The organism is Comamonadaceae bacterium OTU4NAUVB1 (assembly GCA_024372625.1).
Lineage (GTDB): Bacteria > Pseudomonadota > Gammaproteobacteria > Burkholderiales > Burkholderiaceae_C > Variovorax.
Window position 1 is genome coordinate 2,510,916 of the sequence record CP099605.1, and the last position, 25,935, is coordinate 2,536,850.

General features: G+C 65.4%; 26 protein-coding genes. 11 read left to right on the top strand and 15 right to left on the bottom strand.

Annotated features, from left to right (window positions below; all coding sequences use genetic code 11):
- Nucleotides 1-83: 83 nt before the first annotated feature.
- Nucleotides 84-2,477: a phosphoenolpyruvate synthase gene (ppsA, locus tag NF681_15230; protein UST53643.1), complete on the bottom strand. Its 2,394-nt coding sequence runs from the start codon at nt 2,475-2,477 to the stop codon at nt 84-86.
- A 235-nt stretch (nt 2,478-2,712) separates the two neighbouring features.
- Between ppsA and NF681_15235 the strand changes: the two genes are divergently transcribed.
- On the top strand, nt 2,713-3,534 hold the full coding sequence (locus tag NF681_15235) for a kinase/pyrophosphorylase (protein ID UST53644.1): 822 nt from the start codon (nt 2,713-2,715) through the stop codon (nt 3,532-3,534).
- An 87-nt stretch (nt 3,535-3,621) separates the two neighbouring features.
- Here the strand turns inward: NF681_15235 and ahpF are convergent, their stop codons facing one another.
- Nucleotides 3,622-5,211, bottom strand: coding sequence for an alkyl hydroperoxide reductase subunit F (gene ahpF / locus NF681_15240; GenBank protein UST53645.1), 1,590 nt, complete (start codon nt 5,209-5,211; stop codon nt 3,622-3,624).
- 87 nt (nt 5,212-5,298) lie between these two features.
- Nucleotides 5,299-5,862 (bottom strand): alkyl hydroperoxide reductase subunit C, encoded by a 564-nt coding sequence (ahpC, locus tag NF681_15245; GenBank protein UST53646.1) that lies wholly within the window; start codon nt 5,860-5,862, stop codon nt 5,299-5,301.
- Between the two features lie 209 nt (nt 5,863-6,071).
- Here ahpC and bfr point away from each other — a divergent pair, with 209 nt between their 5' ends.
- The 6 genes from bfr to NF681_15275 all read left to right on the top strand — a co-directional run bounded on the left by bfr (nt 6,072) and on the right by NF681_15275 (nt 9,339).
- Complete coding sequence (gene bfr / locus NF681_15250; protein UST53647.1) at nt 6,072-6,551, top strand: bacterioferritin; 480 nt, start codon at nt 6,072-6,074, stop codon at nt 6,549-6,551.
- Between the two features lie 224 nt (nt 6,552-6,775).
- On the top strand, nt 6,776-7,048 hold the full coding sequence (locus NF681_15255; protein ID UST55802.1) for a (2Fe-2S)-binding protein: 273 nt from the start codon (nt 6,776-6,778) through the stop codon (nt 7,046-7,048).
- Between the two features lie 104 nt (nt 7,049-7,152).
- Nucleotides 7,153-7,854 (top strand): energy transducer TonB, encoded by a 702-nt coding sequence (locus NF681_15260; GenBank protein UST53648.1) that lies wholly within the window; start codon nt 7,153-7,155, stop codon nt 7,852-7,854.
- Nucleotides 7,855-7,877: 23 nt separating this feature from the next.
- Entirely contained in the window at nt 7,878-8,588 is a 711-nt protein-coding gene (locus tag NF681_15265) for a MotA/TolQ/ExbB proton channel family protein (GenBank protein ID UST53649.1), read from the top strand.
- Nucleotides 8,589-8,592: 4 nt separating this feature from the next.
- Nucleotides 8,593-9,009 carry a biopolymer transporter ExbD gene (locus tag NF681_15270; protein UST53650.1) on the top strand — a complete coding sequence of 139 codons (417 nt, stop codon included), beginning with the start codon at nt 8,593-8,595 and terminating at the stop codon, nt 9,007-9,009.
- 111 nt (nt 9,010-9,120) lie between these two features.
- A complete protein-coding gene (locus tag NF681_15275; GenBank protein ID UST53651.1) occupies nt 9,121-9,339 on the top strand; it encodes a hemin uptake protein HemP in 219 nt (72 codons plus the stop codon).
- A gap of 204 nt (nt 9,340-9,543) precedes the next feature.
- Here NF681_15275 and NF681_15280 read toward each other — a convergent pair whose 3' ends face one another.
- On the bottom strand, nt 9,544-9,951 hold the full coding sequence (locus tag NF681_15280) for a heme-binding protein (GenBank protein UST55803.1): 408 nt from the start codon (nt 9,949-9,951) through the stop codon (nt 9,544-9,546).
- A 160-nt stretch (nt 9,952-10,111) separates the two neighbouring features.
- Between NF681_15280 and NF681_15285 the strand changes: the two genes are divergently transcribed.
- On the top strand, nt 10,112-10,813 hold the full coding sequence (locus NF681_15285; protein ID UST53652.1) for a Bax inhibitor-1/YccA family protein: 702 nt from the start codon (nt 10,112-10,114) through the stop codon (nt 10,811-10,813).
- A 135-nt stretch (nt 10,814-10,948) separates the two neighbouring features.
- On the opposite strand, the gene rlmD is transcribed toward NF681_15285, so the two are convergent.
- The 4 genes from rlmD to surE form a co-directional block, all read right to left on the bottom strand.
- Entirely contained in the window at nt 10,949-12,454 is a 1,506-nt protein-coding gene (rlmD, locus tag NF681_15290) for a 23S rRNA (uracil(1939)-C(5))-methyltransferase RlmD (protein ID UST53653.1), read from the bottom strand.
- A gap of 67 nt (nt 12,455-12,521) precedes the next feature.
- Nucleotides 12,522-13,436, bottom strand: a complete 915-nt coding sequence (locus NF681_15295; GenBank protein ID UST53654.1) for a peptidoglycan DD-metalloendopeptidase family protein — start codon at nt 13,434-13,436, stop codon at nt 12,522-12,524.
- A gap of 13 nt (nt 13,437-13,449) precedes the next feature.
- A complete protein-coding gene (locus tag NF681_15300; GenBank protein ID UST55804.1) occupies nt 13,450-14,166 on the bottom strand; it encodes a protein-L-isoaspartate(D-aspartate) O-methyltransferase in 717 nt (238 codons plus the stop codon).
- Between the two features lie 56 nt (nt 14,167-14,222).
- Nucleotides 14,223-14,981, bottom strand: coding sequence for a 5'/3'-nucleotidase SurE (surE, locus tag NF681_15305; GenBank protein UST53655.1), 759 nt, complete (start codon nt 14,979-14,981; stop codon nt 14,223-14,225).
- A gap of 126 nt (nt 14,982-15,107) precedes the next feature.
- Between surE and NF681_15310 the strand changes: the two genes are divergently transcribed.
- Nucleotides 15,108-16,094, top strand: a complete 987-nt coding sequence (locus NF681_15310) for an NADPH:quinone oxidoreductase family protein (GenBank protein ID UST53656.1) — start codon at nt 15,108-15,110, stop codon at nt 16,092-16,094.
- 70 nt (nt 16,095-16,164) lie between these two features.
- Here the strand turns inward: NF681_15310 and NF681_15315 are convergent, their stop codons facing one another.
- The 5 genes from NF681_15315 to NF681_15335 all read right to left on the bottom strand — a co-directional run bounded on the left by NF681_15315 (nt 16,165) and on the right by NF681_15335 (nt 22,268).
- Nucleotides 16,165-16,521 (bottom strand): H-NS histone family protein, encoded by a 357-nt coding sequence (locus NF681_15315; protein UST53657.1) that lies wholly within the window; start codon nt 16,519-16,521, stop codon nt 16,165-16,167.
- A gap of 327 nt (nt 16,522-16,848) precedes the next feature.
- A complete protein-coding gene (locus tag NF681_15320; protein UST53658.1) occupies nt 16,849-18,507 on the bottom strand; it encodes a bifunctional diguanylate cyclase/phosphodiesterase in 1,659 nt (552 codons plus the stop codon).
- 7 nt (nt 18,508-18,514) lie between these two features.
- On the bottom strand, nt 18,515-19,966 hold the full coding sequence (locus NF681_15325; GenBank protein UST53659.1) for a GGDEF domain-containing protein: 1,452 nt from the start codon (nt 19,964-19,966) through the stop codon (nt 18,515-18,517).
- A gap of 23 nt (nt 19,967-19,989) precedes the next feature.
- Nucleotides 19,990-21,246 (bottom strand): cation:proton antiporter, encoded by a 1,257-nt coding sequence (locus NF681_15330; protein UST53660.1) that lies wholly within the window; start codon nt 21,244-21,246, stop codon nt 19,990-19,992.
- A gap of 86 nt (nt 21,247-21,332) precedes the next feature.
- Nucleotides 21,333-22,268 carry a sugar nucleotide-binding protein gene (locus NF681_15335; GenBank protein ID UST53661.1) on the bottom strand — a complete coding sequence of 312 codons (936 nt, stop codon included), beginning with the start codon at nt 22,266-22,268 and terminating at the stop codon, nt 21,333-21,335.
- A 41-nt stretch (nt 22,269-22,309) separates the two neighbouring features.
- On the opposite strand from NF681_15335, the gene NF681_15340 reads away from it, so the two are divergent.
- Together NF681_15340 and NF681_15345 are read left to right on the top strand one after the other, a co-directional pair.
- Nucleotides 22,310-23,374 (top strand): CDP-6-deoxy-delta-3,4-glucoseen reductase, encoded by a 1,065-nt coding sequence (locus NF681_15340; protein UST53662.1) that lies wholly within the window; start codon nt 22,310-22,312, stop codon nt 23,372-23,374.
- An 11-nt stretch (nt 23,375-23,385) separates the two neighbouring features.
- On the top strand, nt 23,386-24,363 hold the full coding sequence (locus NF681_15345) for a tripartite tricarboxylate transporter substrate binding protein (protein ID UST53663.1): 978 nt from the start codon (nt 23,386-23,388) through the stop codon (nt 24,361-24,363).
- A 51-nt stretch (nt 24,364-24,414) separates the two neighbouring features.
- Here NF681_15345 and NF681_15350 read toward each other — a convergent pair whose 3' ends face one another.
- Nucleotides 24,415-25,131, bottom strand: coding sequence for an ABC transporter ATP-binding protein (locus NF681_15350; protein UST53664.1), 717 nt, complete (start codon nt 25,129-25,131; stop codon nt 24,415-24,417).
- Nucleotides 25,132-25,133: 2 nt separating this feature from the next.
- Nucleotides 25,134-25,904, bottom strand: a complete 771-nt coding sequence (locus tag NF681_15355; protein UST53665.1) for an ABC transporter ATP-binding protein — start codon at nt 25,902-25,904, stop codon at nt 25,134-25,136.
- Between the last annotated feature and the right edge of the window lie 31 nt (nt 25,905-25,935).

Sequence of the window (25,935 nt, forward strand, 5' to 3'; positions counted from 1 at the left end):
AAGGATTGAAGCCACCCGCAGCGTCGGCGCGGTGTGGCAAGGCAAAGCCGGCGATTATAGCGCGCCAGCAGAGTCGCTGGGTTTCAGCGCTTGGAAAGCTGCTGCCAGGTGTCGATCACGCTGTCGGGATTCAGCGAGATCGACTCGATGCCCTGGTCGGCCAGCCACAACGCGAAGTCGGGATGGTCGCTCGGGCCTTGGCCGCAGATGCCGACGTACTTGCCCTTGGACTTGCAAGCCGTGATGGCGCGGCTGAGCATCGCCTTGACGGCCGGATCGCGCTCGTCGAAATCGGCGGCCAGCAGTTCGAGACCGGAGTCGCGGTCCAGGCCCAGCGTGAGCTGCGTCAGGTCGTTCGATCCGATCGAGAAACCATCGAAGAATTCCAGGAACTCGTCGGCCAGGATGGCGTTGCTGGGCACTTCGCACATCATGATGATCTTGAGTTCGTTGGCGCCGCGCTGGAGGCCCTGCTCGGCTAGCAGGCCGGTGACGCGCTCGGCCTGCTTCAGGGTGCGCACGAACGGCACCATGATCTGCACGTTGGTCAGGCCCATGTCGTTGCGCACGCGCTTGAGTGCCTCGCACTCCATCAGGAACGCCTCGCGGAACTCCTCGCTCACGTAGCGCGCCGCGCCACGGAAACCGAGCATCGGGTTTTCTTCTTCCGGCTCGTAGCGGCTGCCGCCGATCAGCTTGCGGTATTCATTGGACTTGAAGTCCGACAGGCGAACGATCACCGGCTTGGGCCAGAAGGCCGCGGCGATGGTGGCAATGCCTTCGGCCACCTTGTCCACGTAGAAGGCGCGCGGCGAGGCGTGGCCACGGGCCACCGACTCGACCGCCTTCTTCAGGTCGGCATCGACGTTCGGGTAGTCGAGGATCGCCTTGGGGTGCACGCCGATGTTGTTGTTGATGATGAATTCCAGGCGCGCCAGGCCGACGCCGTGGTTGGGCAGCTGCGCGAAGTCGAAGGCCAACTGGGGGTTGCCGACGTTCATCATGATCTTCAGGTCGATCGGCGCCATCTCGCCGCGCACGACCTCGGTCACCTCGGTTTCCAGCAGGCCGTCGTAGATGAAACCGGTGTCGCCTTCGGCGCAGCTCACGGTGACGAGCGTGCCCTCCTTGAGCAGGTCGGTGGCGTCGCCGCAGCCGACCACCGCCGGAATCCCGAGCTCGCGCGCGATGATGGCCGCATGGCAGGTGCGTCCACCACGGTTGGTCACGATGGCGCTGGCGCGCTTCATGACGGGCTCCCAGTTCGGATCGGTCATGTCGGTGACGAGCACGTCGCCGGCCTGGACCTTGTCCATCTCGCTGATGTTGTAGACCAGGCGCACGGGGCCGGTCCCGATCTTCTGACCGATCGCGCGACCTTCGGCCAGCACGGTGCCGCGACCCAGTAGCTTGTAGCGCTGCTCGGGCTTGCCCTGCTGCTGGCTCTTCACCGTCTCGGGACGTGCCTGCAGGATGTAGAGGTGGCCGTCGGTGCCGTCCTTGCCCCATTCGATGTCCATCGGGCGACCGTAGTGCTCCTCGATGACCAGCGCGTACTTCGCCAGTTGTTCGACATCGGCGTCGGACAGCGAATAGCGGTTGCGCTGCTCGGTCTTGACGTCGGTGGTCTTCACGAGCTTGCCGGTCGCGGCCTTCTCCTCGGGCGTCGCGAACTCCATCTGGATCAGCTTGGAGCCGAGGTTGCGGCGGATGACCGCGCGCTTGCCGGCCTTGAGCGTCTGCTTGTGGACATAGAACTCGTCCGGGTTGACGGCACCCTGCACCACCGTCTCGCCCAAGCCATAGCTGGACGTGATGAAGACGACGTCCTCGAAGCCCGACTCGGTGTCGATGGTGAACATCACGCCGGCGGCACCCAGGTCGGAACGCACCATGCGCTGGACGCCGGCCGACAGGGCCACCACGTCGTGCGCGAAGCCCTTGTGCACGCGGTAGCTGATGGCGCGGTCGTTGTAGAGGGAAGCAAAGACCTCCTTCATCTTGTGCAGGACGTCGTCGATGCCCACGACGTTCAGGAAGGTCTCCTGCTGGCCGGCGAAGGAAGCGTCGGGCAGGTCCTCGGCCGTGGCCGACGAGCGCACGGCGAACGAGGCGGCGGGGTTGCCGGCGCTCAGCGTGGCGAAGGCGTCGCCGATGGCCTGCTGCAGGTCGGCGGGAAAGGGCTGGGCCTCGACCATGCCCCGGATTTCGGCGCCGGCGACGGCCAGGGCGCGCACGTCCTCGGTGTCGAGTGCGGCCAGGCGCTTGCTGATTCGATCGGCCAGACCGTCATGGGCCAGGAACTCGCGGAACGCATGGGCCGTGGTGGCGAAACCCGTGGGCACGCGAACGCCCTGGGGCAGCTGCGAGATCATCTCGCCGAGGCTGGCGTTCTTGCCGCCGACCGACTCGACGTCGGTCATCCTCAATTGTTCAAACGGTACGACCAGGGCGGTCGCTTCGAAGAGTGCAGACATGGGAAGCTCCAGAAGTTGAAAACGTGGCTGCATGCCGGGCGTCCCGCACGATCGTTGTCGTTGCTTTGGGTGCAGGGGCGCAGGGCATGGAGAAAAATGGGGTGTGGGACCGGGGGGCGTGGGGTCGGGCGTGAAACGAGCCGAGAAGGGCTGACCGGGCCGGACCGAATCCCGATAATGCTTTCGATTGTAGGCGCCACACCCCCGGAAACGCCTCACGACAAGGCTGCTGAATATGACAACTCGTTCCGTTTTCTTCGTCTCTGACGGCACCGGCATCACGGCCGAGACCTTCGGCAATGCCGTCCTGGCCCAGTTCGAGTTCAAGCCACGCCACATCCGGCTGCCTTTCACGGACACGGTCGACAAGGCGCACCAGGCGGTGCGGCAGATCAATCACACGGCCGAAATCGAGGGCCAACGGCCCATCGTCTTCACCACGCTGGCCAACATGGAGGTGCTGGAAGTGATCGAGACCGGCTGCAAGGGCATGCTGCTCGACATGTTCGGCACCTTCGTGCGGCCGCTGGAGATCGAGCTGGCGATGAAGTCGAACCACCGAATCGGCCGTTTCAGCGACGTGAGCAAGAGCAAGGAATACAACGACCGCATCGCCGCGATCGACTTCAGCCTGCAGCACGACGACGGACAGAGCAACCGCGATCTCCAGGGCGCCGACGTGATCCTGGTCGGGGTGAGCCGCAGCGGCAAGACGCCGACCTCGCTCTACCTGGCGATGCAGCATGGCCTCAAGGCCGCCAACTACCCGCTGATTCCCGAGGACTTCGACCGCCGGCAACTGCCCCCTGCCCTCCTTCCACATCGCAAGAAGATGTTCGGCCTGACCATCCAGCCCGAGCGTCTGAGCGAGATCCGCAACGAGCGCCGCCCCAATTCGCGCTATGCGAGCATCGAGAACTGCCGCCACGAAGTGAGCGAGGCCGAGGCCATGATGCGGCGCGCCGGCGTGCGGTGGCTCAGCACCACCACCAAGTCGATCGAGGAGATCGCCACCACGATCCTCCAGGAGTTGCAGCCGCAGCGGCTGACTTACTGAAAAGACGAAGGCCGCGCACCGGAAGACTTCCGGTCGCGGCCTTTCGACGGGAGAAGCGGCATGGCCGCTTCTCCCTGCGCCCCGAGATCAGGCGACGGCTTCCGCCTCGTGCACCTGCGACGCCGGCGCCGGCGTGCGGATCAGGTGATCGAACGCGCTCAGCGCGGCCTTCGCGCCATCGCCCGCCGCGATGATGATCTGCTTGAACGGCACCGTCGTCGCATCGCCGGCGGCGAACACGCCGGGCACGGAGGTCTGGCCCTTGGCATCGACCAGGATCTCGCCATGCTTGGACAAATCGACCGTGCCCTTGAGCCAGTCGGTGTTGGGCACCAAGCCGATCTGGACGAACACCCCTTCGAGCGCCACGCTGCGGCTTTCGCCGGAGACACGGTCCTTGTAGACCAGGCCATCGACCTTCTGGCCGTCGCCGGTGATCTCGGTCGTCTGCGCGTTCAGATGCACCGTCACGTTGGGCAGGCTGGTGAGCTTGCGCTGCAGCACGGCATCGGCGCGCAGTTGCTTGTCGAACTCGATGAGCGTGACATGCCCGACGATCCCCGCCAGATCGATCGCCGCCTCGACGCCCGAGTTGCCGCCGCCGATCACCGCCACGCGCTTGCCCTTGAAGAGCGGACCGTCGCAGTGCGGGCAGTAGGCCACGCCCTTGTTCTTGTATTCCTGCTCGCCGGGCACGTTGACGTTGCGCCAGCGCGCGCCGGTCGAGATGATGACCGTGCGGCTCTTGAGCGACGCCCCGCTCTCCAGCTTGACCTCGACGTAGTCGTCCGCCGGCACCAGGGCCGCCGCGCGCTGCAGGTTCATGATGTCCACGTCGTAATGGCGGACGTGTTCCTCCAGCGCATGCGCGAATTTCGGTCCCTCTGTCTCCTTGATGGAGATGAAGTTCTCGATGCCCAGGGTGTCGAGCACCTGACCCCCGAAACGCTCCGACGCCACGCCGGTGCGGATGCCCTTGCGCGCGGCGTACACGGCCGCCGCAGCGCCCGCCGGCCCGCCGCCGACGATCAGGACGTCGAACGGGGCCTTGGCGCTGATCTTCTTCGCCTCGCGCTCGACACCGCTGGTGTCGATCTTGGCCAGGATCTCCTCCAGGGTCATGCGACCCTGGCCGAACTCCGTGCCGTTGAGGAACACGGTCGGCACCGCCATGATCTGGCGTTCCTTGATCTCGTCCTGGAAGGTGCCGCCTTCGATCATCGTCGCGCGGATGCGCGGGTTCTGCACCGCCATGACGTTGAGCGCCTGGACCACGTCCGGGCAGTTGTGGCAGGTCAGCGAAACATAGATCTCGAAGTCGAAATCGCCGTCGAGCGCGCGGATCTGCTCCAGCACGGCGGCATCGACCTTCGGCGGATAGCCTCCGACCTGCAGCAGCGCCAGCACCAGCGAGGTGAACTCGTGGCCCATGGGAAGGCCTGCGAAGCGCGGACCATGGTTTTCGCTGGGTCGATTGATCGAGAACGATGGCTTGCGCTGGGTGTCGTCACGGCTCTCCGTGAGCGTCACCAGCGTCGAGGACGCCGCGATGTCCGCGAGCAGCGAACGCACGTCGCTCGACGCTTTGCTGTCGTCGAGCGAAGCAACGATCTCGATCGGCTGCGAGATGCGTTCGAGGTAACTTTTCAACTGGCCCTTGGTGGCGGCGTCGAGCATGACGGTCTCACTTCCTGATGAATCGATACGGTTGGAATGGAAAAAGCCCGGACGCCTCCGCACCCGGGCTCGGACTTGGGAAGCCGCTTAGATCTTGCCGACGAGGTCGAACGACGGCTTGAGCGTCTCGGCGCCTTCGGTCCACTTGGCCGGGCAGACTTCACCCGGGTGGGCAGCGACGTATTGCGCGGCCTTGACCTTGCGCAGCAGGTCGCTGGCGTCGCGGCCGATGCCTTCGGCGGTGATTTCCAGCGCCTGGATCACGCCCTGCGGGTCGACGATGAACGTGCCGCGGTCGGCCAGACCTTCGGCTTCGCGCATGACTTCGAAGTTGCGGGTGATGTTGCCGGTGGGGTCACCGATCATGGTGTACTGGATCTTGCCGATCGTCTCCGACGAGTCGTGCCACGCCTTGTGAGTGAAATGCGTGTCGGTCGACACCGAGTAGATTTCCACGCCGAGTTTCTGGAATTCGGCATAGTGGTCGGCAACGTCGCCGAGCTCGGTCGGGCAGACGAAGGTGAAGTCGGCCGGATAGAAGAAGAACACGGCCCACTTTCCCTTCACGTCGGTGTCGGCCACCTCGATGAACTTGCCGTTCTTGTAGGCGCTGGTCTTGAAGGGTTTGATGGCGGTATTGATGACGGACATTCGGATGCTCCCGGTGAGTTGATGGAAAGGTAACGACAGGGTCGATTATACATATCGTTTACCCTTACTCAATAGTTACAAGCTATTTAGAAGATGCGAACGCCTATCGCCCTCACACGCATGCAGAGTGGCACCGAAAGGGCTTGGCTTGCTCGTCACTGGAGGGCCACCCACAATCGTGGAATTCATAAGAAAACCAAGGAAAGATCATGAAGGGCGACCTCCAAGTCATCGAACATCTGCAAGCCCAGCTCAAGAACGAGCTGACCGCCATCAACCAGTATTTCCTGCACTACCGGATGCTCAAGCACTGGGGCTTCGACAAGCTGGCGAAGAAGGAATATGCCGAATCCATCGGAGAAATGAAACATGCCGACTGGCTGATGGACCGCATCTTCATGCTGGACGGCCTGCCGAACCTGCAGGATCTGGGCAAGCTGAACGTTGGCGAGGACGTTCCCGAGATCCTGTCCTGCGACCTCGGGCTGGAATATGGTGCCCAGGCGACGATCAAGGCCGGGATGGCGCATTGCGAGACCGTGCGCGATTACGTCTCGCGCGACCTGCTCCAGAAGATCCTGGACGACACCGAGGAGCACATCGACTTCCTGGAGACGCAGATCGACCTGCTTGGCAAGGTCGGCCTGCAGAACTACTTGCAGTCGCAGATGGGCGAAATAGAGGCTTGATCCGATCGCCGCGGATTCATGCCGCAGGCGGGGTCATCCGGATCGGCGAAGGATCGCGCTCAGGCGATCCATGAATGGCGGGGTGACGACCCCGCTTTTTTTCGTCCGGAAACGCATGGAAGCTGGCGTCAATGAACGACCCGGAGACCGATAGGTATTGCAAATGCGAAGAATTCGTATTTATAATCACGCTTTGCCCATCAGCCAGCCAAAGCCTTCACGTCATGATCGTCTGCGTTTGCCGCCGAGTGTCCGACCGAGAAATCGCCCGTCATGCGCGCGCCGGAATGACCTTCGATGAAGTCCAGTTCGAACTGGGCGTCGCAACGCAGTGCGGGCGCTGCGAGAGCTGCGCGCGCGACGTCGTCGCACAGTGCAGCGCGTCCCACCCCGTTGCAGCCATCCATCGCGACGATGGCGCAAGGACCATCCAGCTCGCCAAATCCATCCAGGAAAGCAGCGCATGGAATTCTTCTGGGCGCTCGCTGGCAGTCTGATGCTCGTCGCCGGCTCGGTGTGCTGGATCTTTAGAAGGTAGTTCGCGGTCCGTGCTGCCAAGTGGTACGTGTCCCCACGTACCCCGTCCTCTCAATGGTGATCTGTGTCCGACCGTTTCTCTCGTCCTCCTTCCACCACGTTCGGCCTGTCGCGCACGGTGGTCATCACCGGCAGCGTCATCCTCTTCCACGCGGCCGCGCTCTGGGCGTTGCAGAGCGGGCTGATTCGCAAGGCGGCCGAGGTGGTGATCCCGGTGGTCCTGCTGAGCGAATTCATCGAGCCTCCCAAGCCCAAGGCGCCTCCTCCACCGCCACCCCCGCCGCCGCCGGCAGCACCCCGACCCCAGATCACCAAGGCACCACCACCGCCACGTCCGGTGGCCGTGCGCACGCCGGCTCCCGCGCCCGCAGCCCCGGTGGGTGTCATCGAACCCCAGCCGCCTGCGCCACCCCTGGCGCCGCCCGCCCCGCCGGCACCTCCCGAACCTCCAGCACCCCCGCCGGCCCCACCCGCTCCACCGGCGGTGACCTTGCCATCGTCGAATGCCGAGTACCTGAACAACCCCAAGCCCGTCTACCCAGCCATGAGCAAGCGGCTCGGCGAACAGGGCAAGACCATCGTGCGCGTACTGATCGGCGTGGATGGCCTGCCGCGCAGCGCCACCATCCGGCAATCGAGCGGCTATGAGCGGCTCGACGAAGCCGCCCGGACGGCGGTGATGGGCTGGCGGTACGTGCCGGGCAAACGCAACGGCGTCGTCGAACCCATGGAGTTCAACGTGCCGGTGAACTGGGTTCTCAACTGATTTTTCTCTGGAGCTTTTTTCGTATGGATTCCCACTTTGGCCTGATGAACGTATGGAGTCAGGGCGACTTCGTCACCAAATTCGTCGCCGTGCTGCTGATCGGCATGTCGCTCGCGAGTTGGATCGTGATCATCCTGAAGGCGCTCGATGTCATCAAGTACAAACGTCTCTCGAGGAACTCACAGGATTTCTGGCACAGCGAGGATTTCGCCACCGCCCTGAACAAGCTCGGCAACGACGAGAGCAATCCCTTTCGGAACCTGGCGCTCGAAGGCCGAGAGGCAGCGGCGCATCATCGCAACACCAAGGCCCACCTGCACGATTCGCTCGACGTGAGCGACTGGATCACGCGCGCATTGCGCAACGGCATCGACGAATTCACCGCACGGCTGCAGTCGGGTCTGGCGATCCTGGCTTCGGTGGGTTCGACCGCCCCTTTCATCGGCCTCTTCGGCACGGTGTGGGGCATCTACCACGCCTTGATGAGCATCGGATCCGCAGGACAGGCCACGATCGACAAGGTCGCCGGCCCGATCGGCGAAGCGCTCATCATGACGGCGCTCGGGCTGGCCGTGGCGATCCCAGCGGTGCTCGGGTACAACGCGCTGGTGCGTGGCAACAAGTTCGTCCTGACCAAGCTCAACAGCTTCGCCCACGACCTGCACGCCTACTTCGTCACCGGGGCACGCGTGCAGTCCACCGATGCGACGATCGTTCCCTTGAAGAAAGGCTGACGCCATGGCCTTCGGAACCCAAGACGAACCCGACGAGGTGATGAACGAGATCAACATGACGCCCCTGGTGGACGTCATGCTGGTCCTCTTGATCATCTTCATCATCACCGTGCCGGTGATGAAGCATGCGGTCAACATTGATCTGCCCCAGGCCACAAGCGAGCCCGAGCAGACCAAGCCACAGAACATCCTCTTCACGGTGGCGGCCGACGGCAGCTACTACTGGAACGAGAACCGGATCGAGGACAGCGCGCTCAAGACCCTTCTGGCCGAACAGGCCGCCAAGGAACCCCAGCCGGAATTGCACATCCGGGGTGACAAGGCGGTTCGTTACGAACGCGTGGCCCAGGCGATGTCTGCCGCTCGCGAAGCCGGCGTGCGCAAGATCGGTTTCATCACGGAACCCAATCCGTCGAACTGAAGCCCGGGAAACTGGATTTTTCACTCATACCAACGTACAAACGAAAAAACTCGTTGACTTCTCATTGAGAATAATTATCATTAAGATAACGATCCTCAAGGAGCCCGCAAAATGCAAGCGAACTACGACGACACCTTCTCAGTGCTGAATCATCCATCCCTGGATCAGTCGGGCAGTGGCCGGGCAGCGGTTCCCACGGCAGTTGCCAAGGAGATCTCGATCGAGAGCACCGAACTGCTCCGTGGCAGCAAGACGCTCGAGATCCGCCACAACGGTTCGCTCTACCTCCTGCGAACCACCAAACTCGGCAAGCTGATCCTCACCAAGTAGCGCATCAGCCGCCCCTCGCGCAGGTTTCATCGTGGGGCGACTCCAGGAGAGCCATTCTCCGAAGGGTCGTTTTTTGCTAGCCAACGGTTTCGACCGACTAGCCAAGCTTTTTTTCCCCCGGTGCGATTTCTGCAGTTTTCGTCGATCGATCGGAACGCCGGTTCGCGTCATGCGAGCCGGCGTTTTTCGTTGCGTCGCGACCGTTCAGAGCCCGAGTGCCGCCACGCCGGCCTTGGCGACCTGCGCGTCCTCGTTCGCCTTCACACCGCTGACGCCGACCGCGCCGATGACGTGACCGTCCTTGACGATCGGGACGCCGCCTTCGAGCAGCCCCTGGACGGTCGGTGCCGACAGGAAGGCAGTGCGTCCGGCATTGATCATGTCCTCGTAGCCCTTGCTCTCACGGCGGCCCAGCGCAGACGCATGCGCCTTGGCGGGCGCGATGTGGGCGGAAATCGCTGCGGCGCCATCGAGCCGCTGCAACCAGAGCAGGTTGCCCCCATCGTCGGCAATGGCGATCGTCACGGCCCAGTTGTTCTTGATGGCTTCGGCTTCGGCGGCGGCTGCGACGAGCTTGACGTCGGCGAGTTCGAGAAAGGATTTGGTTTGCATGGTACGGACCGTCGGGTAGTTGGAAAGACGGGCGAGCATACTTCGAGCACTGTCGAGCTTCAGGCCGGCACATGCCGCCACGACGATCGACACGGTCGCGGCGACAGGTTCTAAAATGTCTTTTCTGGCCACAGTGGCTGCAATTCCCAGGAGTCTTGTCATGAACGATCGCGTCACCACGACGAACATCGCTGCCGATCATGGGCAGACGCTTGCGCCGACCGACCGCCAACGGGTCCTGCGCAATACCTATTGGCTGTTGGCGCTGAGCATGTTGCCGACGGTGCTGGGCGCCTGGGTCGGCGTCGAAACCGGCATCACCCGTTCATTGACCGGTGGCTTGGGTCTCGTCGTGTTCATGGTGGGTGCGTTCGGATTCATGTTCGCCATCGAGAAGACCAAGAATTCCGGCCTGGGTGTGCCGGTCTTGCTGGCCTTCACGTTCTTCATGGGACTGATGCTGTCACGTCTGATCGCCATGGTGCTGGGTTTCAGGAACGGTTCCGAACTGATCATGACGGCTTTTGGCGGCACGGCCGGGGTCTTCTTCGTGATGGCCTCGCTGGCAAGCGTCATCAAGCGCGACCTTTCGGGCTTGGGAAAGTGGCTGTTCGTCGGCGCCCTGGTGTTGATGGCAAGTGCGGTCATCAACGTCTTCGTGGGCTCCACGGCTGGCGTGATGATGATCTCGGTGCTGGCGATCGGCATCTTCTCGGCCTTCATGCTCTACGACCTGAAGCGCATTCTGGACGGCGGAGAAACCAACTACATCAGCGCCACGCTGGCGCTCTACCTCGACCTGTTCAATGTTTTCCAGAGCCTGCTGGCGCTGTTGGGCATCATGGGCGGAGAGCGCGACTGAGCTCGTCATCCGTCCCGAAGGGCCGGAAAGAGCAAAGAGGCCCTGCGGGGCCTTTTTGCTTGGTGAGCACGGTTGCCATCTGCTCGCGCCACGGAGATCGTCCGGCCTGTCATGTCCTCGGAGACGCGGCTTCTCTCAGGGGAGGTCGAAAACAGCGATCGATTCGACGTGCGATGTGTGCGGAAACATGTTCACCACCCCGGCGAGTGTGCACACATAGCCGGCCTGATTGACCAGCAGGCCGGCATCACGGGCGAGCGTCGACGGATTGCAACTAACATAGACGATTCGCCGTGGCGGCGACCAACCCGCCCCGACCGCATCGTGCGGCATGCCGTCGTCCCCTTCCTCAACCCGCCGTTGCTGAAGGTCGACCAATGCCTTGACCAGAGCGAACGCGCCTTCGCGGGGTGGATCGACGAGCCATTTGTCGGCCGTGCCGTCGGCCACGAGCATGTCGGGTGTCATGTCGAACAGGTTTCGCGTCACGAAAGACGTCGGCGACAGTGGGCCCCGTCCCGAACGGCCCAAAAGACCTGCCGGCCGATTGCGTTCGTAGTTCGCGGTGGCGCGCGCAACCAGCGTGTCGCTGCCTTCGATGCCCAGCACCTCGCGCGCGCGCGTGGCCAGAGGCAGGGTGAAATTCCCCAGGCCGCAGAACCAGTCGATGACACGCTCGTGCGACCGCACCTCCAGCAGGCGCAGCGCGCGTGCGACAAGCACCCGGTTGATGTGGGGATTGACCTGTGTGAAGTCGGTCGGCCTGAATGGCATGTTGATGCCGAATTCAGGCAACTCGTAGGCCAGTGGCATGTGGTCTTCGTCGAGCAGCCTGACGGTATCCGGTCCCTTGGCTTGAAGCCACCACTGCACGCCTTCGTGCTGGGCGGCAAAGTCGCGCAGGCGCTGGATGTCGCTGCCCGACAATGGCACGAGATGACGCAGCACCAGCGCGATGACGCCCAATTTCGCCGACGCGGTCGCGCTGCCATCGGCGGCGGACGGCGCATCCCCGCAGGCCAGTTCGATCTGCGGACAGCTGTCGCGGGCTTCCAGCGCACCAATCAATTCGCGAAGGGGCATGAGCATCGCGCTGACGGCCTGCGGAAGCACCGGGCAGACCTGCATGTCGGCGAGGTAGCGGCTCTTGCGCTCGTGAAAGCCGATCAGCACCGTGTTCTTCTTGGCCACGTAGCGCACGGAAAGGCGAGCGCGATAGCGGTAGTGCCAAGCCGGCCCTTCGAGCGGTCGAAGCAGCGTTTCGGCACGTACCTTTCCCAGGTGCCACAGGTTGTCCTCGAGCACGCGCTGCTTGATGGCCACTTGGGCGGTCGCGTCAAGATGCTGCATCTTGCAGCCACCGCAGGCACCCGGATGCAGCCCGAAATGGGGACATCCGGGCCGTACCCGCTGCGATGACTCGCGTCGGATGGACCGGACGGTGCCCTGCTCCCAGTTGTTCTTGCCACGCAGGACGTCCACCTGGACCTCCTCGAATGGCAGCGCGCCTTCGACGAAGACCACCATGCCATCGGGCTTGCGCGCCACGCCCTGTGCCTCGAGATCGAGCGATCCGACTTCGAGCCATTCGTCGAAGGCCGCGGGAGCCGCGTTTTTTCTGCTTCTCTTGGAATCCGTCATGACCGATGTGTTTCTGGGCCGGCGTGGTGGCCGGCCTCGGGAGCGGCCGCCGTGGGGCCCGCCGGGTTCAGCGCGACGGCAGGTACCGCGCGGGATCGACGGGCTTGCCCTGCCGACGGATCTCGAAGTGCAGCTTCACCCGATCGGCATCGCTGTTGCCCATCTCGGCGATCTTCTGGCCCTTCTGCACCGACTGGTCTTCCTTGACCAACAGCGTCTGGTTGTGCGCATAGGCCGTGAGGTAGGTGTTGTTGTGCTTGAGGATGATGAGATTGCCGTAGCCACGCAGGCCGGCACCGGCATACACCACGCGGCCATCGGCCGCGGCGATCACCGCGTCGCCAGCCTTGCCACCGATGTCCAGGCCCTTGTTCTTCGCCTCGCTGAAACCGGCGAGCAGAGTGCCCTGGGCAGGCCAGATCCAGCCGACGTCCTCGTCACCGGTCGATGGCGTCGATGGCTTGGCAACGGCAGCTGGCGCCGCAGCGGACGCGGCCGCGCCCGTCGGGCCGGCCGCGATGGCGGGCTGCGGCGCCACCGGACGCGTGACGACACCGGTGGCCGGGTCGATGCTGCCGCCCGCCGTCGTCGGTGCGCCACCGACCGGATTGGTCCCTGGCGGGATCACCCGCAACACCTGACCGACTTCGATGATGTCGGGTCGCTCGAGGTTGTTCCAGCGCACGAGGTTCTGCCAGGTCTGGCCGGTTTCGACACCGATGCGGCGGATCGTGTCGCCCGGACGGACCGTGTAGTAGCCGGGCTTGCCATAGTTCTCGATCCCAGGCAGCGGCTTGCCATAGGGATCGGTGGTCAGCATGGGGCCACCGGACGACCCTGCGGACGCACCCGGAGCGCCGACCATCGTGCCGCGATCCTCGACCGGCGCGGCGGGTCTGCTGGGTGCGGCGCATCCCGCCACCACGAGCGTCGCCGCCAGCGTCATGCCGACGAGCCAGCTCCCGTTGCCAAAACCGTGCATGTGTTCCATTCCTTCAAGCAATCCCCGATTTTAGGGGGACGAAGTGGACGGCCTCCAAGGCCTGACGCCGCACGCCCAGATGGGTCCGATCGATCACCACCAGGACCTGCTGCCCGCTGGCCGATCGGGTGGGCGCCACGATACGGCCGCCGGGCGCCAGCTGATCGATCCATGCCTCGGGAACAGCGTCTCCACTGGCGGCCGCGATGATGCCGGCATAGGGAGCGCCCCTGGCATAGCCGAGCATGCCGTCCCCCAGCAGCAGGTGCACCGTGGCGAGGCGGAACGGGCGCAAGTTGGTGCGAGCGCGTTCGTGCATGCCGCGCACGCGTTCGATGCTGTAGACCTCGCTCGCGATGTGACTCAGGAGCGTCGCTTGGTAGCCGCAGCCGGTGCCGATCTCGAGGATGCGGCCGAGACGGCCATCCGGCTTGTTGGCCAGCGCGGGCGCGCCGAGCAGCAACTCGACCATGCGCCCCACGACATTGGGTTTGGAGATCGTCTGTCCGAAACCGATCGGCAGGCTCGTGTCCTCGTAGGACTGGCTGGACAAGGCGCTGTCGACGAACCGGTGCCTTTCCACGGCGGCCATCGCGCGCAGCACCCGATCGTCCGACACCCCCTGGGCTGCCAGGCGCTGCACCATGCGCGAACGCATGGCATCGGATGACATCGTGGATGCGGGCATGACGCCGGGAAGTCCGATCGCCGCGGCGTTCCGCGCACCCATCCCGGGACCCAAGGACGGCGGCGACGCCAACCGGACCGGAAAACCCGGACGTCGGGTCATCCGAGCAGACGCACCACGGTTTCGCGCCACTGTCCCAGGTTGTCGTGGTCGGTCAGGTCCACCTGCAGGGGCGTCAACGCCACATGGCCCTGTGACGTCGCATGGAAATCGGTGCCCTCCCCGCTGTCCCTGGCACCGCTCGCGCCAGCGATCCAGTACATCTTGTCGCCCCGCGGGCTGTCCTGGACGATGACGCGCTCGGAAGCGTGGCGACGTCCCAACCGGCAGACCTTGACTGGCCGGAGTTCGTCGAACGGCAGATTGGGGATGTTGACGTTGAGCAGCCAAGCCGGACCCTCGAGCATCCGTTCGCGCTCGATCTGCTGGACCAGCCGGCGCGCGACGCGTGCGGCGTCCTCGATGTGCGCCCACCCCTTGTCGACCTGGGAGAACGCGATGGCCGGAACACCGAAGAGGTAGGCTTCCATCGCCGCTCCGACCGTGCCGGAATAGATGGTGTCGTCGCCCATGTTGGCGCCGTTGTTGATGCCGGAGACCACCAGGTCAGGCCGGTAATCCAGCAGGCCCTTGAGGGCGATGTGCACGCAGTCGGCGGGCGTTCCCGTCACGTAGCGAAAACCGTTGTGGGCCGGGTGCACATACAGCGGCGAAGACAGCGTGAGGGCGTTGGACTTCGCGCTGTTGTTGAGTTCGGGCGCGATCACCTCGACCTGCGCCACGTCCTTGAGCGCTTCGTAGAGCGCGACGATGCCTGGCGCCTGGAAACCGTCGTCGTTGGAAATCAGTATCTTCATGGCTGCTGGAAGTGGCCGCGATTGTAGGGCGCGCCTCCGTCACGGCTGAGACAACTGCGTCGCAGGAGGCACACCTATCATCGCGCGCGCTCGCGCCCTGTCCGCGACCGCTGAAGGAGACGTTGCATGCATGCCTGGCTTTGCGAGAACCCCACCGGCGTCGACGCGCTGGTCTGGAAGGAATTGCCCACGCCCGAACCCGCGACCGGCGAGGTGCTGATCGAAATCGAGGCCGCGAGTCTGAACTTTCCCGACCTCCTGATCGTCCAGAACAAGTACCAGATGAAGCCGCCGCTGCCGTTCGTGCCCGGGTCGGAATACGCCGGAGTGGTGCGCAAGGTGGGGCCGGGCGTCCAGAACCTGACGATCGGCCAGAATGTCGCTTGTCTCTCGGGCACTGGCGGCTTCGCCACCCATGTGGTCGCATCGGCCGCACAATGCATGCCCTTGCCCGTCGAACTCGGTCACGTGGACGCAGCGGCATTCATCATGACCTACGGAACCTCGTGGCATGCGCTCATGGACCGCGGCCAACTCGAGGCCGGCGAGACCGTTCTGATACTGGGCGCAGCAGGCGGTGTCGGCACGGCGGCCATCCAGATCGCCAAGGCCGCCGGCGCACGGGTCGTCGCGGCGGCCTCGACGGAGGAGAAATGCGAACTCTGTCGCTCGATCGGCGCCGACGCGGCCATCAATTATTCGGCGCATCCGGTGCCCACGGCGTTCCGCGATGCCATCAAGGCTGCCACCGATGGAAAGGGACCTGATGTGATCTACGACCCGGTCGGTGGAGATTTCGCCGAACCGGCTTTTCGCTCGATCGGCTGGCGTGGTCGCTACCTGGTCGTGGGTTTCGCCGCCGGTGCAATCCCGGCACTGCCATTGAATCTGATGCTGCTCAAGGGTGCTTCGCTGGTCGGCGTTTTCTGGGGAGATTTTGCCCGACGGGAACCGTCGGCAAATGCCGACATGCTGGCTGAATTGGCCAAGTGGTACATCGAAGGCAAAATCAAGCCGGTCATCGATCGCGTTCTTCCGATGACGCAATTGAAGCAGGCCTACGCGCACATGGGATCGCGCGGCGTCAAGGGCAAGGTCGTGATGACGAAGTGATCAATCCGAGGGGTGTCGAGCATTGAAAAAGCCCGCATTCGCGGGCTTTCCTGCTGCTTTGCATCGCGCTTTACTTGATCTCGAAATCAGACAGCGATTTTCCGGCGGCGAGCGCTTCCGTCACCCAGCGGGGCTTGCGGCCACGGCCACCCGACCAGGTTTCGCCGCTTTCACTGCGGTATTTGGCCGCCGCCTTGACGGGCGCTGCCGTGACGCTGCGCTTGTTGCCAGCCGAGGCAGCCGAGCGACCGCCCGACAATTTCAAGTCGGCCGCCGTCAGGCCGTATTCAGCAATCTTCTTGCGAACATCGTCGATCACACCAGCGCGTTCACGATTGCGCAGCTCGTCGGCCTGCTTGCGCAATTGAGCAATGTGCTCTTCGTTCTTCTGGATCTGCGAATTGATGTCTTCGAGGGTGGAGGCCATTCGAGGGAGTCCGTCGGACTGATAAAAAGTAGAAAGAAAATTCTAATTGAAAAATTGATTCCACATCAACCCGTCCGAACAAAAATCGCTTCCCTCGAGAGAATTGGATATTAATTTCTTACGATTTCGTGGAACTTTCAACAATTTCCTGCGACATGCAGCCGGCGGGAATTGCGAAAACCGGGTGGAGATCCCGAGCAGTTCGACACTGCCAGAACCGTCGGATGCCAATGCCGTGAAACCTCTCGGGCAGCATGACCTGAATACCTCCGTATATCCCAGCGCGACGCGACCCGGGAAACCCGAAAATTTCAGGGATGACCGCGCTCAGCGGCAATCGGAGGCGGGGTTCCAGAGCGGATTCTTTTCGAAATCGAGGATCCATTGCGGCACGTCCGCGGGCGGCATGGGCCGGGCGATGCCGTAGCCCTGCCCCAGCGTGCACCCCAGCGCCATCAGAGCCTCGCCGTGCGCCACCGACTCGACGCCTTCTGCGATGGCCTTGCGTCCCAGGCCTTCGGCCAGGAGCAGCACACCTTTGAGGATCGCCCGGTCCTGGACGTTGTCGATCACGCCGCGCACGAACGACTGGTCGAGCTTGAGCGTGGCCACCGGCAGTTGCCGCAGGCAGGTCAGCGACGAATAGCCGGTTCCGAAGTCGTCCATCGCGACCGGAACGCCCAGCGTCTTGCAGGCTTCGATGAACTGCGCCGCGGCGGCAAAATCCTTGATGGCGGAGGTTTCCAGGATCTCAAGCTCGAGGACGCCCGGCGGCAATCCGGGCCAGTGCGCGAGGTGGGCCTCCAACCGGTCGAGAAAGTCGGGACGCTGCATGTGGCGCGGGCTGATGTTCACGCTCACCACGGTCGCCACGTCGCGTGCGAGCCATGTCGACAGCTCGCGCAAGGCCTCGCCGATGGCCCAGTCGCCCAGGTGTTCGACCAACTCGTCGTCTTCGATCAGGGGGATGAACGAGGCGGGTTGCAGCAGACCGCGCTCGGGATGCTGCCAGCGGATCAGCGCTTCGAAACCGATGACCCGGCCGCAGCGCATGTCGACCTTGGGCTGATAGGCCAAGCGGAATTCATGGCGGACGAGGCCATCGGCGATGCGCTGGCGCGCTTGCACGCCCTGCTGCTCCTCCATCGCCTGCTCGGCGTCGAAGAAGTGGATCTGGCTGTTGCCGGCGCGCTTGGCGAAGAACACCGAGCGCTGGGCATGCTGCAGCATCACCTCGGTGGGCTGCTCGCCATGCGTCATGAGCGCGACGCCGATGCTCGCGCGGATGCGTGCCAGCCGGTCCTGCAGCCGGATCGGATGTTCGATGCGGGCGAGGATCTGACGCAGCAGCATCTCGCACTGCGACCGGCCCGACACCGGCATGACGAGCGCGAATTCGTCCCCCCCCACCCGGGCCACGCCCGCGTCGTGCGGCATCGCGCCGCGCAGGCGGCGGGCCACCTCCCTCAGGACGGCATCGCCCCCGATCGGGCCGAACTCGTCATTGACGTCGCGCAGCCGGTCGATGTCTAGATAGCACACGGCCAGCAGGCGTTCGACGTCCTCGGGATGGTTGCGCACGGGCATGTCGTCGAACGACGGCACCCGGTTGGGCAGGCGCGTGAGGGCGTCCCGTCGCTCCAGCAGGCCCAGGCGTTCGGCGCGCAGACCGGTGGCGGCGGGAACGAGCGTCCACAGGATGCAGCGGTCGTCCATGCGCTCGCCGCGCAGGTCCACGAGCAGCGAATGGTCCGTGCGCGTGCGAAGCGCGATGCGCGAGCGCTGGGTCGCGCCGAGGGCCGGCACCGGCATGTCGCCACCCGTGCCGGGCTCGCCGTTGCCGGCCGGCACGGCGCAGACGTCGGCGAACGGCATGTCGATCAAGGCGCCGACGGCATAGCCCAGCAGGTTGTGGGCATCCTCGTCCGCCCACAGGATCTGACCGTCGCAGGTCTTGAGATGGCCGAAAGGCGCGCGCAGGGTCATGGCCGTCTCACCGCCTGCGCTCGGCGCCCTGCGCCGCGTAGTGCTGGACCTTGTCCTGGTACATGGATTTGTCCGCGCGCATGAGCGCGGCATCGATCGACTCGCCGCTCGCGCACGTGGCAGTGCCGATGGCGAAGCTCAGCGTGTGCCCGCTGCGCCCGGCATAGAACTGGTTGTTGAGTTCGAGCAGCGATGCCAGGCGCTCGCGCATCGCCTGGACGCCGCGCTCGTCGGTCGCCGGCAGCAGCACGACGAACTCGTCTCCTCCGATGCGCGCCGGCCAGGCCGGCGCGTCCACGGCCTTGGACAGCACCTCGCCCGCGCGCCGCAGCAAGGCGTCGCCCGCGGCATGGCCTTCCTCGTCGTTGATCTGCTTGAGGCCGTTGAGGTCGACCGACATCACCGACACCGGCCATGGACCCTTGCGTTGCAGGCGGTTGAGTTCCTCGGTGTAGAACGTGCGGTTGCGGAGTTGCGTGAGCACGTCGTGCTTGCCGAGGTATTCGAGGTAGGCCTCGGCCTTCTTGCGCGCGGTGATGTCCATGAGCGAGACGAGCACCATGCTCCAGTCGTCCTGGTGGTCCTCGAGCACCGAGAACTGCATGTGGATGTGCACCGGCTCGCCGTTGAGCGAGTAGTTGCAGACCTCGCGCTGCTGCTGCGTCTTGCCGGCCCACAGGTCCTGCAGCTGCTCGGCGAACGAGTCGCGCATCTCGTCGCGGAAGATGCGCGGGATGTTCTCCAGCAGCGTCTTCTTGTCGGGCGCCCCGAACATGCGCAGCGTCTCGCGATTGACGTCGATCACGCGGATCTCCTGCATGCAGCGCATCACGAACTCGGGATGCACCTTGAGGAAGGTGTTGAAGTCGCTGATGCCGCGCTCGCGCAGCGCATCGAGCAGACGCCTGACGGCACTGAAATCCTCCACCCACAGCGAAACGGGCGAGTGTTCGAACAGATCGTGCGCATGGCGGGCGCTCTCCTCGCGCTGCCGCTCCGCCTGCACCTGGCGGGTGACGTCGTCGAGCGAGACCAGGGCGCGGTCCCAGGTCGACTCGTGGCCGGGCAGGAGGCGCACGCGCAGCTGCACGTCGAGCCGGCGGCCGTCGAGCGCATAGTTCACGGTGCGGTTCTCGACCAGTGGACAGCCGCGCCAGAACTGGTCGAGCTCGTGGATCACGCTGTCGGCCATGTCGTCGCGGAAGATGCGTTCGAGGTTGTCGACGAGTTCGGCCTGGCTCGACGCGGCGAAGAGCCGCAGCGTGGTCTCGTTGACGCGCAGCACGCGCAACTGCGCCATGCACTCCCTGACGCGGCCGCCGTCGGCCCGCAGGAACGCCACCAGGTCGACCACGCCTTGCGATCGCCAGTGGTCGAACAGCCGTTTCAACCCGCTGTAGTCCTCCAGCCAGAGCGAGACCGGCGCCAGCTCGAACATGGCTTCGAATTCGGTGGTCATCGGCGGGGGGCTGTGGGGTGATGTCATCGGGTCGAGGCTTGCAGGACGGGGACCGGTCGCTCGCGCGTGATCCAGTTGAAGAGGGGCGTGGCCATCAGCGTCGTGACGATGGCCATCAGGACCAGGATCGAGAACAGGCCGCCCTCGATCACGCCGGCCTGCAGGCCGATGTTGATGATGATCAGCTCCATCAGGCCCCGTGCGTTCATGAGCGCGCCGATGGCCATCGCGTCGCGCGGGCTCTCGCCGGAGAAGCGCGCGGCGGCCCAGCAGGCGATGCCCTTGCCACCGACCGACACGGCGACGACGGCGGCCGCGGCCATCAGGATGCCGGGCTCGAACAGCATCGCCATGCGCGTGTTGAGCCCCGAGTAGGTGAAGAACATCGGCAGCAGGAAGACCACCACGAAGGGCTGGAGCTGCTCGCGCAATTTCTGCGTCAGCGCGCCGCGCGGCATGACCGCGCCCAGCAGGAAACCGCCGAACACCGCATGGATGCCGATGGCGTCCATGGCGAAGGCGCTGAGGGCGAACAGCACCAGCACGCTGGCCAGCAGCGTCGAGCCCAGCGGCGCATCGGGCCGCGCATGCCGAGCCAGGCGCTTGAGCCATCGCGATCCGACGAAGATCATGAACAGCGCATAGGCGACGCCGCCACCGATCGCGGCCCAGGCGCCGCCCCAGGCACCCCCGAAGCTGGCGAGCACGATGGCCAGGATGCACCAGGCGGCCGCGTCGTCGACGGCACCGGCCGTGAGGGCCAGCGTGCCCAGCGGCGTGCCGGCGAGCCCGCGCTCGTGGATGATGCGCGCGAGCATCGGAAAGGCGGTGATCGCGATGGCGGCACCCAGGAACAGCGACGCCTCCAGGGGCCGGGTCTTGGCGGCGAACAACCCCGGCACGCCCTGCAGCCAGGGCACCAGCGCGAAGGCGAGCACGAAGGGCACCAGGATGCCGGCGAGCGACACCGTCGCCGCGCTGCGGAAGCGGCTCCTGAAATGATCGCCTCGGAACTCGGTGCCCACCAGGAACATGTACAGGCCCACGCCGAGTTGTCCCGCCACGTAGAGCATGCCCAGGGTTTCCTTGGGAAAGAGCGCGCGTTGCAGTTCCGGCAGCAGCAGGCCGAAGAGCGAGGGGCCGAGCAGCACGCCGGCGATCATCTCGCCCACCACCTGCGGCTGGCCCATGCGCTGCGCCAGCCGCCCGACCAGCCGGCATACCGCGATGATGACGGCGGCCTGCAGGAAGAAATACACGGAAAGCTGGGTCGTGGGCATGGCGTCGATGCGGGTGGCTGGCTCGGCGAACCAGAAACGAAATCGCCCCCGGGCGATTTTCGCGACGCCGGATTATCTGCGCCCCGTCACCGAAAAGTTTGCAATCCGCTCGCCACCGTCGCGTGACGCAGCCGCAGGCGCAACTCGCGCTTCAGGCGCGTGTTGTCCAGGCGTCTCGATTCGCCCATGAAGCTCAGCGTCGATGCCGGCAGTCGCGCCGGCGCTTCCTCGCGCGCGATGCGCGGCGGACGCGGCAGGCCGTAGAGGTCGGCCGCGAAGTCCATGTAGTCGCCCATCTTCAGCTCGGTGTCGTCGCTCGCATGGAACACGCGCTGCGGACCGCCGCGCCACAGCGCCGCCACGCAGGCGCGCGCCAGATCGTCGGCCTGGATGTGGTTGGTGTAGACGTCGTCCTCGGCGCGCAGCACCGGCGTGCCCCTGCGGAGGCGAGCGTGCGGCGTGCCGCCTTCGCGGTCGCTGGCGTAGATGCCCGGGATGCGAAGGATGCGCACCGCGACGCCGGTCACGCGGCCGAACCAGCGCACCGTGCGTTCGGCGTCGACCCGCCGGTGCGCGCGCGGGTTGTGGGGCCGCACGGCCCGGGTCTCGTCGATGCGTTCGCCGCCGCAGTCGCCGTAGACGCCGCTGGTCGAACCATAGACCAGGGCGGCGGGTGGCGAGCGGCGCATCAGCACACGTGCCAGCGCGGTGGTGCGGGCATCGCGCCACCAGTGGCCGGCGGCGTCGCCGGACGGCGGTGGCGCGAGGTGCAGCACGCGCGTGGCGATGCCGGCGAGCCGACGCAGGCCGCCGGGCGCGTCCAGGTCGGCGACCAGGGGCAGGATGCCGGCGGCCCGCAGTTCGGGCACGCGTCCGGGCGACGACGTCAGGGCGATCAGCCGGACGCGCGGATGCAGCAGCGCGGCCGCGCGCAGGCCGACGTCGCCGCAGCCGACGATCAGGATGCGCTGCCTGCGGAAGCGCGCGGGCAGCGCGCCGGAGGGTCGGGCGATTGAAGGCAAAATCCAGGATCCCAGTCGAGAACGAGCCTCCGAGAATACCCATGACCAGCGCATCTCCGCCTGACACCGGCTTCCAGATCACCGTCGAGCCCAGCGGACGCAGCTTCGTGGCGCAAGGCGACGAGACCATCCTGTCGTCGGCCATCCGCCAGGGCATCGGCCTGCCCTACGGCTGCAAGGACGGCGCCTGCGGCTCGTGCAAGTGCAGGAAGCTTTCCGGCGAGGTCACGCACGGCCCGCACCAGAGCAAGGCGCTCAGCGCCGAGGAAGAGATCGCCGGTTTCGTGCTCACCTGCTGCGCCACCGCGCGCAGCGACGTGATGCTCGAGTCGCGCCAGGTCACCGACATCGGCGCCTTCCCGATCCGCAAGATGCCTGCCCGGGTGCTGTCGCTGTTGCGCAAGTCGCACGACGTCATGCAGGTGCGCCTGCAGATGCCTGCGGGCGAGCCGATGCGCTTCCATGCCGGGCAGTACGTCGAGTTCATCCTGCGCGACGGCGCGCGGCGCAGCTATTCGATGGCCAACGCACCGCACACCCTGCTCGAGCCGGGCACCGGCATCGAACTGCACATCCGCCACATGCCCGGCGGCCGCTTCACCGACCACGTCTTCGGCGCCATGAAGGAGAAGGAGATCCTGCGCATCGAAGGGCCCTACGGCAGCTTCTTCCTGCGCGAGGAATCCGCCAAGCCGATCGTGCTGCTGGCCTCGGGCACCGGTTTCGCGCCGATCAAGGCCCTGCTCGAGCACATGCGGTTCAAGAACATCGACCGCCCGGCCACGCTCTACTGGGGCGCCCGCCGGCCCGAGGACCTGTACATGGACGACTGGTTGCAGGCGCAGCTCGCGGAGATGCCCAACCTGCGCTACGTGCCGGTGGTCTCCAACGCCACGCCGGACGACAACTGGACCGGCCGGACCGGCTTCGTGCACCGCGCCGTGCTGGAGGATTTCGCCGACCTCTCCGGCCACCAGGTGTATGCCTGCGGCGCCCCGGTCGTGGTCGAGTCGGCCAAGCGGGACTACGTGGCCGAGGCCGGTCTGCCCGAAGAGGAATTCTTCGCCGACGCCTTCACGACCGAAGCCGACAAGGCGCTCGCCTGATGCGTGACGCCATGCAACGACGCACCCTCCTTTCCCACTTCGCGCTCGGCGCCCTGGCACTGTCGGGCGTCACGGCGCGCGCCCAGCCCGTCGGGCAACCGATCCGACTGATCGTGCCGTACGCGGCCGGCGGTCCCATCGACGTGACCGCGCGCATCCTCGCCGAGCGCGTGCGGGATTCGCTCGGCACGGTCTTCATCGAGAACAAGCCCGGGGCGGGCGGCAACATCGGCGTCGACGCGATCGCCAAGGCCGCGCCCGACGGCCTGACGATCGGCATCGCGGCCACGGCGACGCATGCCGTCAATCCGTGGCTGTACGCCAGGATGCCCTTCGACGTCACGACCGACTTCACCCCCATCACGCAGATGGTGCGCGTGCCCAACGTGCTGGTGATGAACACCGAGGTCGCCCAGCGACTGAAGATCGGCACGCTCGCACAGCTCATCGCCCATGCCAAGGCGAACCCCGGCAAGCTCAACTACGGCAGCGGCGGCAACGGCAGCGCCGGGCATCTGGCCGGCGAGATGTTCAAGAAGGAAGCAGGCATCTTCGCCCTCCACATTCCCTACAACGGTGGCAATCCGGCGCAACTGGCGCTGCTGTCGGGCCAGGTCGATTTCAACTTCGACAACCTGGCCACCGCCGCGCCGAACATCCGTTCCGGCAAGCTGCGCGCCATCGCCGTGACGACCCCGACGCGCAGCGACGCCCTGCCCGGCGTGGCCCCCATCGCCGACACGCTCAAGGGATTCTCGATCGACACGTGGTGGGGGCTGGTGGCGCCGGCGGGCACGCCGCGCGAGACCATCGCCAAGCTCAACCAGGCCTTCGTGGTGGCATTGAACTCGCCCGAGGCACGCAGCCGCTTCGCCGGCCTGCTCGCCGAGCCGGTGCCTGGCACGCCCGAACAGTTCGGCGCCTTCATGAAGAGCGAACTCGCCAAGTACCGCGACGTGGTGAAGGCGACCGGGGCGCGGGTCGACTGAGTCCGCCCCGCCCTGCCCCGCACGGCGTGTCGCGCAGGGCGGGCCTCTCCTTCACTCGCCGAGGTAGGCGGCCCGGACCTTGGGGTCGTCGAGCATCGTCCGGGCGTCGCCCGACATCGTGACGATGCCCGACTCCATCACATAGCCGCGATCGGCGATCTGCAGCGCGCGGCTGGCGTTCTGCTCGACCAGCAGCACCGTCACGCCCTGGCCGTGCACGGTCTGCACGACCTCGAAGATCTTGTCGACCATGATCGGCGACAGGCCCATCGACGGCTCGTCGAGCAGCAGCACCTTCGGGCGCGCCATGAGCGCGCGGCCCATGGCGAGCATCTGCTGTTCGCCGCCGGACATGGTGCCGGCGAGCTGGTCCTTGCGCTCGCGCAGGCGCGGGAAGATGTCGAACATGCGCTGGATGTCGGCCGCGATGCCGGCCTTGTCGTTGCGCACGTAGGCGCCGATCTGCAGGTTCTCGGTGATCGTCATGCGCGTGAAGACGCCGCGACCCTCGGGCACCATCACCAGGCCCTCGCCCACCAGGTCCCAGGCGCCGCGGCCCTTGATGCTGCGGCCCAGGTAGAGGATGTTGCCCTCGACATAGGGCAGCGTGCCGGTGATGGCCTTCATGGTCGTCGTCTTGCCCGCGCCGTTGGAGCCGATGAGCGAGACGAGCTCGCCTTCGCGGACCTCGAAATCGACGCCCTTGACGGCCTGGATGCCACCGTACGCCACCTTCAACCCGCTGACCTGCAGAAGAATATCGCTCATGTTCAATGGCCTCCCGTGCCGAGGTAGGCCTCGATCACCTTTTCGTTGCGCTGCACCTCGGCGGGTGTTCCCTCGGCGATCTGCTTGCCGTAATCCAGCACCGTCAGCCGGTCGCACAGTCCCATCACCAGCTTCACGTCGTGTTCGATCAGCAGGATGGTGCGGTTGTCGGCGCGGATGCGGCTGATGAGCTCGCGCAGCATCACCTTCTCGGTCGCGTTCATGCCGGCGGCGGGCTCGTCGAGCGCGATGAGTTGCGGATCGGTGGCCAGCGCGCGCGCGATCTCCAGGCGGCGCTGGTCACCGTAGCTCAGGGTGCGCGCCTTGTAGTCGGCGAACTTGCCGATGCCCACGTAGTCGAGCAGTTCGTGCGCGCGCTCGGCGATGGCGCGCTCCTCGGCCTTGAAGCCGGCGGTGCGCAGGATGGCGCCGATCACGCCCGAGTGGGTGCGCACGTGGCGCCCCACCATGACGTTCTCCAGCGCCGTCATGTCCGCGAACAGGCGGATGTTCTGGAAGGTGCGCGCGATGCCGGCCCTCGCGACCTCGTGCACCGCCGTCGGCTGGTAGGGCTTGCCGGCCAGCACGAAGCTGCCGCTGTCCGGGGTGTAGAGGCCGGTGATGACGTTGAAGAAGGTCGTCTTGCCCGCGCCATTGGGACCGATCAGCCCGTAGACCTGGCCGCGACGGATGGTGATGCCCACGTCCGACAGCGCCTGCAGGCCGCCGAAACGCTTGGAGATGCCGCGCACCTCGAGGATGGTGTCAGTCATTGTTCGTGTTTCCCTGGCTCGATGTGCGTGG

Bases quoted from the DNA above. Each gene is read 5' to 3' on its own strand.
- NF681_15255 (UST55802.1), top strand. From the start codon at position 6,776: ATGATCGTCTGCGTTTGCCGCCGAGTGTCCGACCGAGAAATCGCCCGT.
- NF681_15325 (UST53659.1), bottom strand. From the start codon at position 19,966: ATGACCACCGAATTCGAAGCCATGTTCGAGCTGGCGCCGGTCTCGCTC.
- NF681_15345 (UST53663.1), top strand. From the start codon at position 23,386: ATGCAACGACGCACCCTCCTTTCCCACTTCGCGCTCGGCGCCCTGGCA.
- NF681_15235 (UST53644.1), top strand. From the start codon at position 2,713: ATGACAACTCGTTCCGTTTTCTTCGTCTCTGACGGCACCGGCATCACG.
- NF681_15285 (UST53652.1), top strand. From the start codon at position 10,112: ATGAACGATCGCGTCACCACGACGAACATCGCTGCCGATCATGGGCAG.
- NF681_15270 (UST53650.1), top strand. From the start codon at position 8,593: ATGGCCTTCGGAACCCAAGACGAACCCGACGAGGTGATGAACGAGATC.
- NF681_15350 (UST53664.1), bottom strand. From the start codon at position 25,131: ATGAGCGATATTCTTCTGCAGGTCAGCGGGTTGAAGGTGGCGTACGGT.
- ahpC (UST53646.1), bottom strand. From the start codon at position 5,862: ATGTCCGTCATCAATACCGCCATCAAACCCTTCAAGACCAGCGCCTAC.
- NF681_15310 (UST53656.1), top strand. From the start codon at position 15,108: ATGCATGCCTGGCTTTGCGAGAACCCCACCGGCGTCGACGCGCTGGTC.
- NF681_15275 (UST53651.1), top strand. From the start codon at position 9,121: ATGCAAGCGAACTACGACGACACCTTCTCAGTGCTGAATCATCCATCC.
- NF681_15300 (UST55804.1), bottom strand. From the start codon at position 14,166: ATGGGTGCGCGGAACGCCGCGGCGATCGGACTTCCCGGCGTCATGCCC.
- NF681_15340 (UST53662.1), top strand. From the start codon at position 22,310: ATGACCAGCGCATCTCCGCCTGACACCGGCTTCCAGATCACCGTCGAG.
- rlmD (UST53653.1), bottom strand. From the start codon at position 12,454: ATGACGGATTCCAAGAGAAGCAGAAAAAACGCGGCTCCCGCGGCCTTC.
- NF681_15355 (UST53665.1), bottom strand. From the start codon at position 25,904: ATGACTGACACCATCCTCGAGGTGCGCGGCATCTCCAAGCGTTTCGGC.
- surE (UST53655.1), bottom strand. From the start codon at position 14,981: ATGAAGATACTGATTTCCAACGACGACGGTTTCCAGGCGCCAGGCATC.
- NF681_15315 (UST53657.1), bottom strand. From the start codon at position 16,521: ATGGCCTCCACCCTCGAAGACATCAATTCGCAGATCCAGAAGAACGAA.
- bfr (UST53647.1), top strand. From the start codon at position 6,072: ATGAAGGGCGACCTCCAAGTCATCGAACATCTGCAAGCCCAGCTCAAG.
- NF681_15295 (UST53654.1), bottom strand. From the start codon at position 13,436: ATGCACGGTTTTGGCAACGGGAGCTGGCTCGTCGGCATGACGCTGGCG.
- ahpF (UST53645.1), bottom strand. From the start codon at position 5,211: ATGCTCGACGCCGCCACCAAGGGCCAGTTGAAAAGTTACCTCGAACGC.
- NF681_15265 (UST53649.1), top strand. From the start codon at position 7,878: ATGGATTCCCACTTTGGCCTGATGAACGTATGGAGTCAGGGCGACTTC.
- NF681_15320 (UST53658.1), bottom strand. From the start codon at position 18,507: ATGACCCTGCGCGCGCCTTTCGGCCATCTCAAGACCTGCGACGGTCAG.
- NF681_15280 (UST55803.1), bottom strand. From the start codon at position 9,951: ATGCAAACCAAATCCTTTCTCGAACTCGCCGACGTCAAGCTCGTCGCA.
- ppsA (UST53643.1), bottom strand. From the start codon at position 2,477: ATGTCTGCACTCTTCGAAGCGACCGCCCTGGTCGTACCGTTTGAACAA.
- NF681_15330 (UST53660.1), bottom strand. From the start codon at position 21,246: ATGCCCACGACCCAGCTTTCCGTGTATTTCTTCCTGCAGGCCGCCGTC.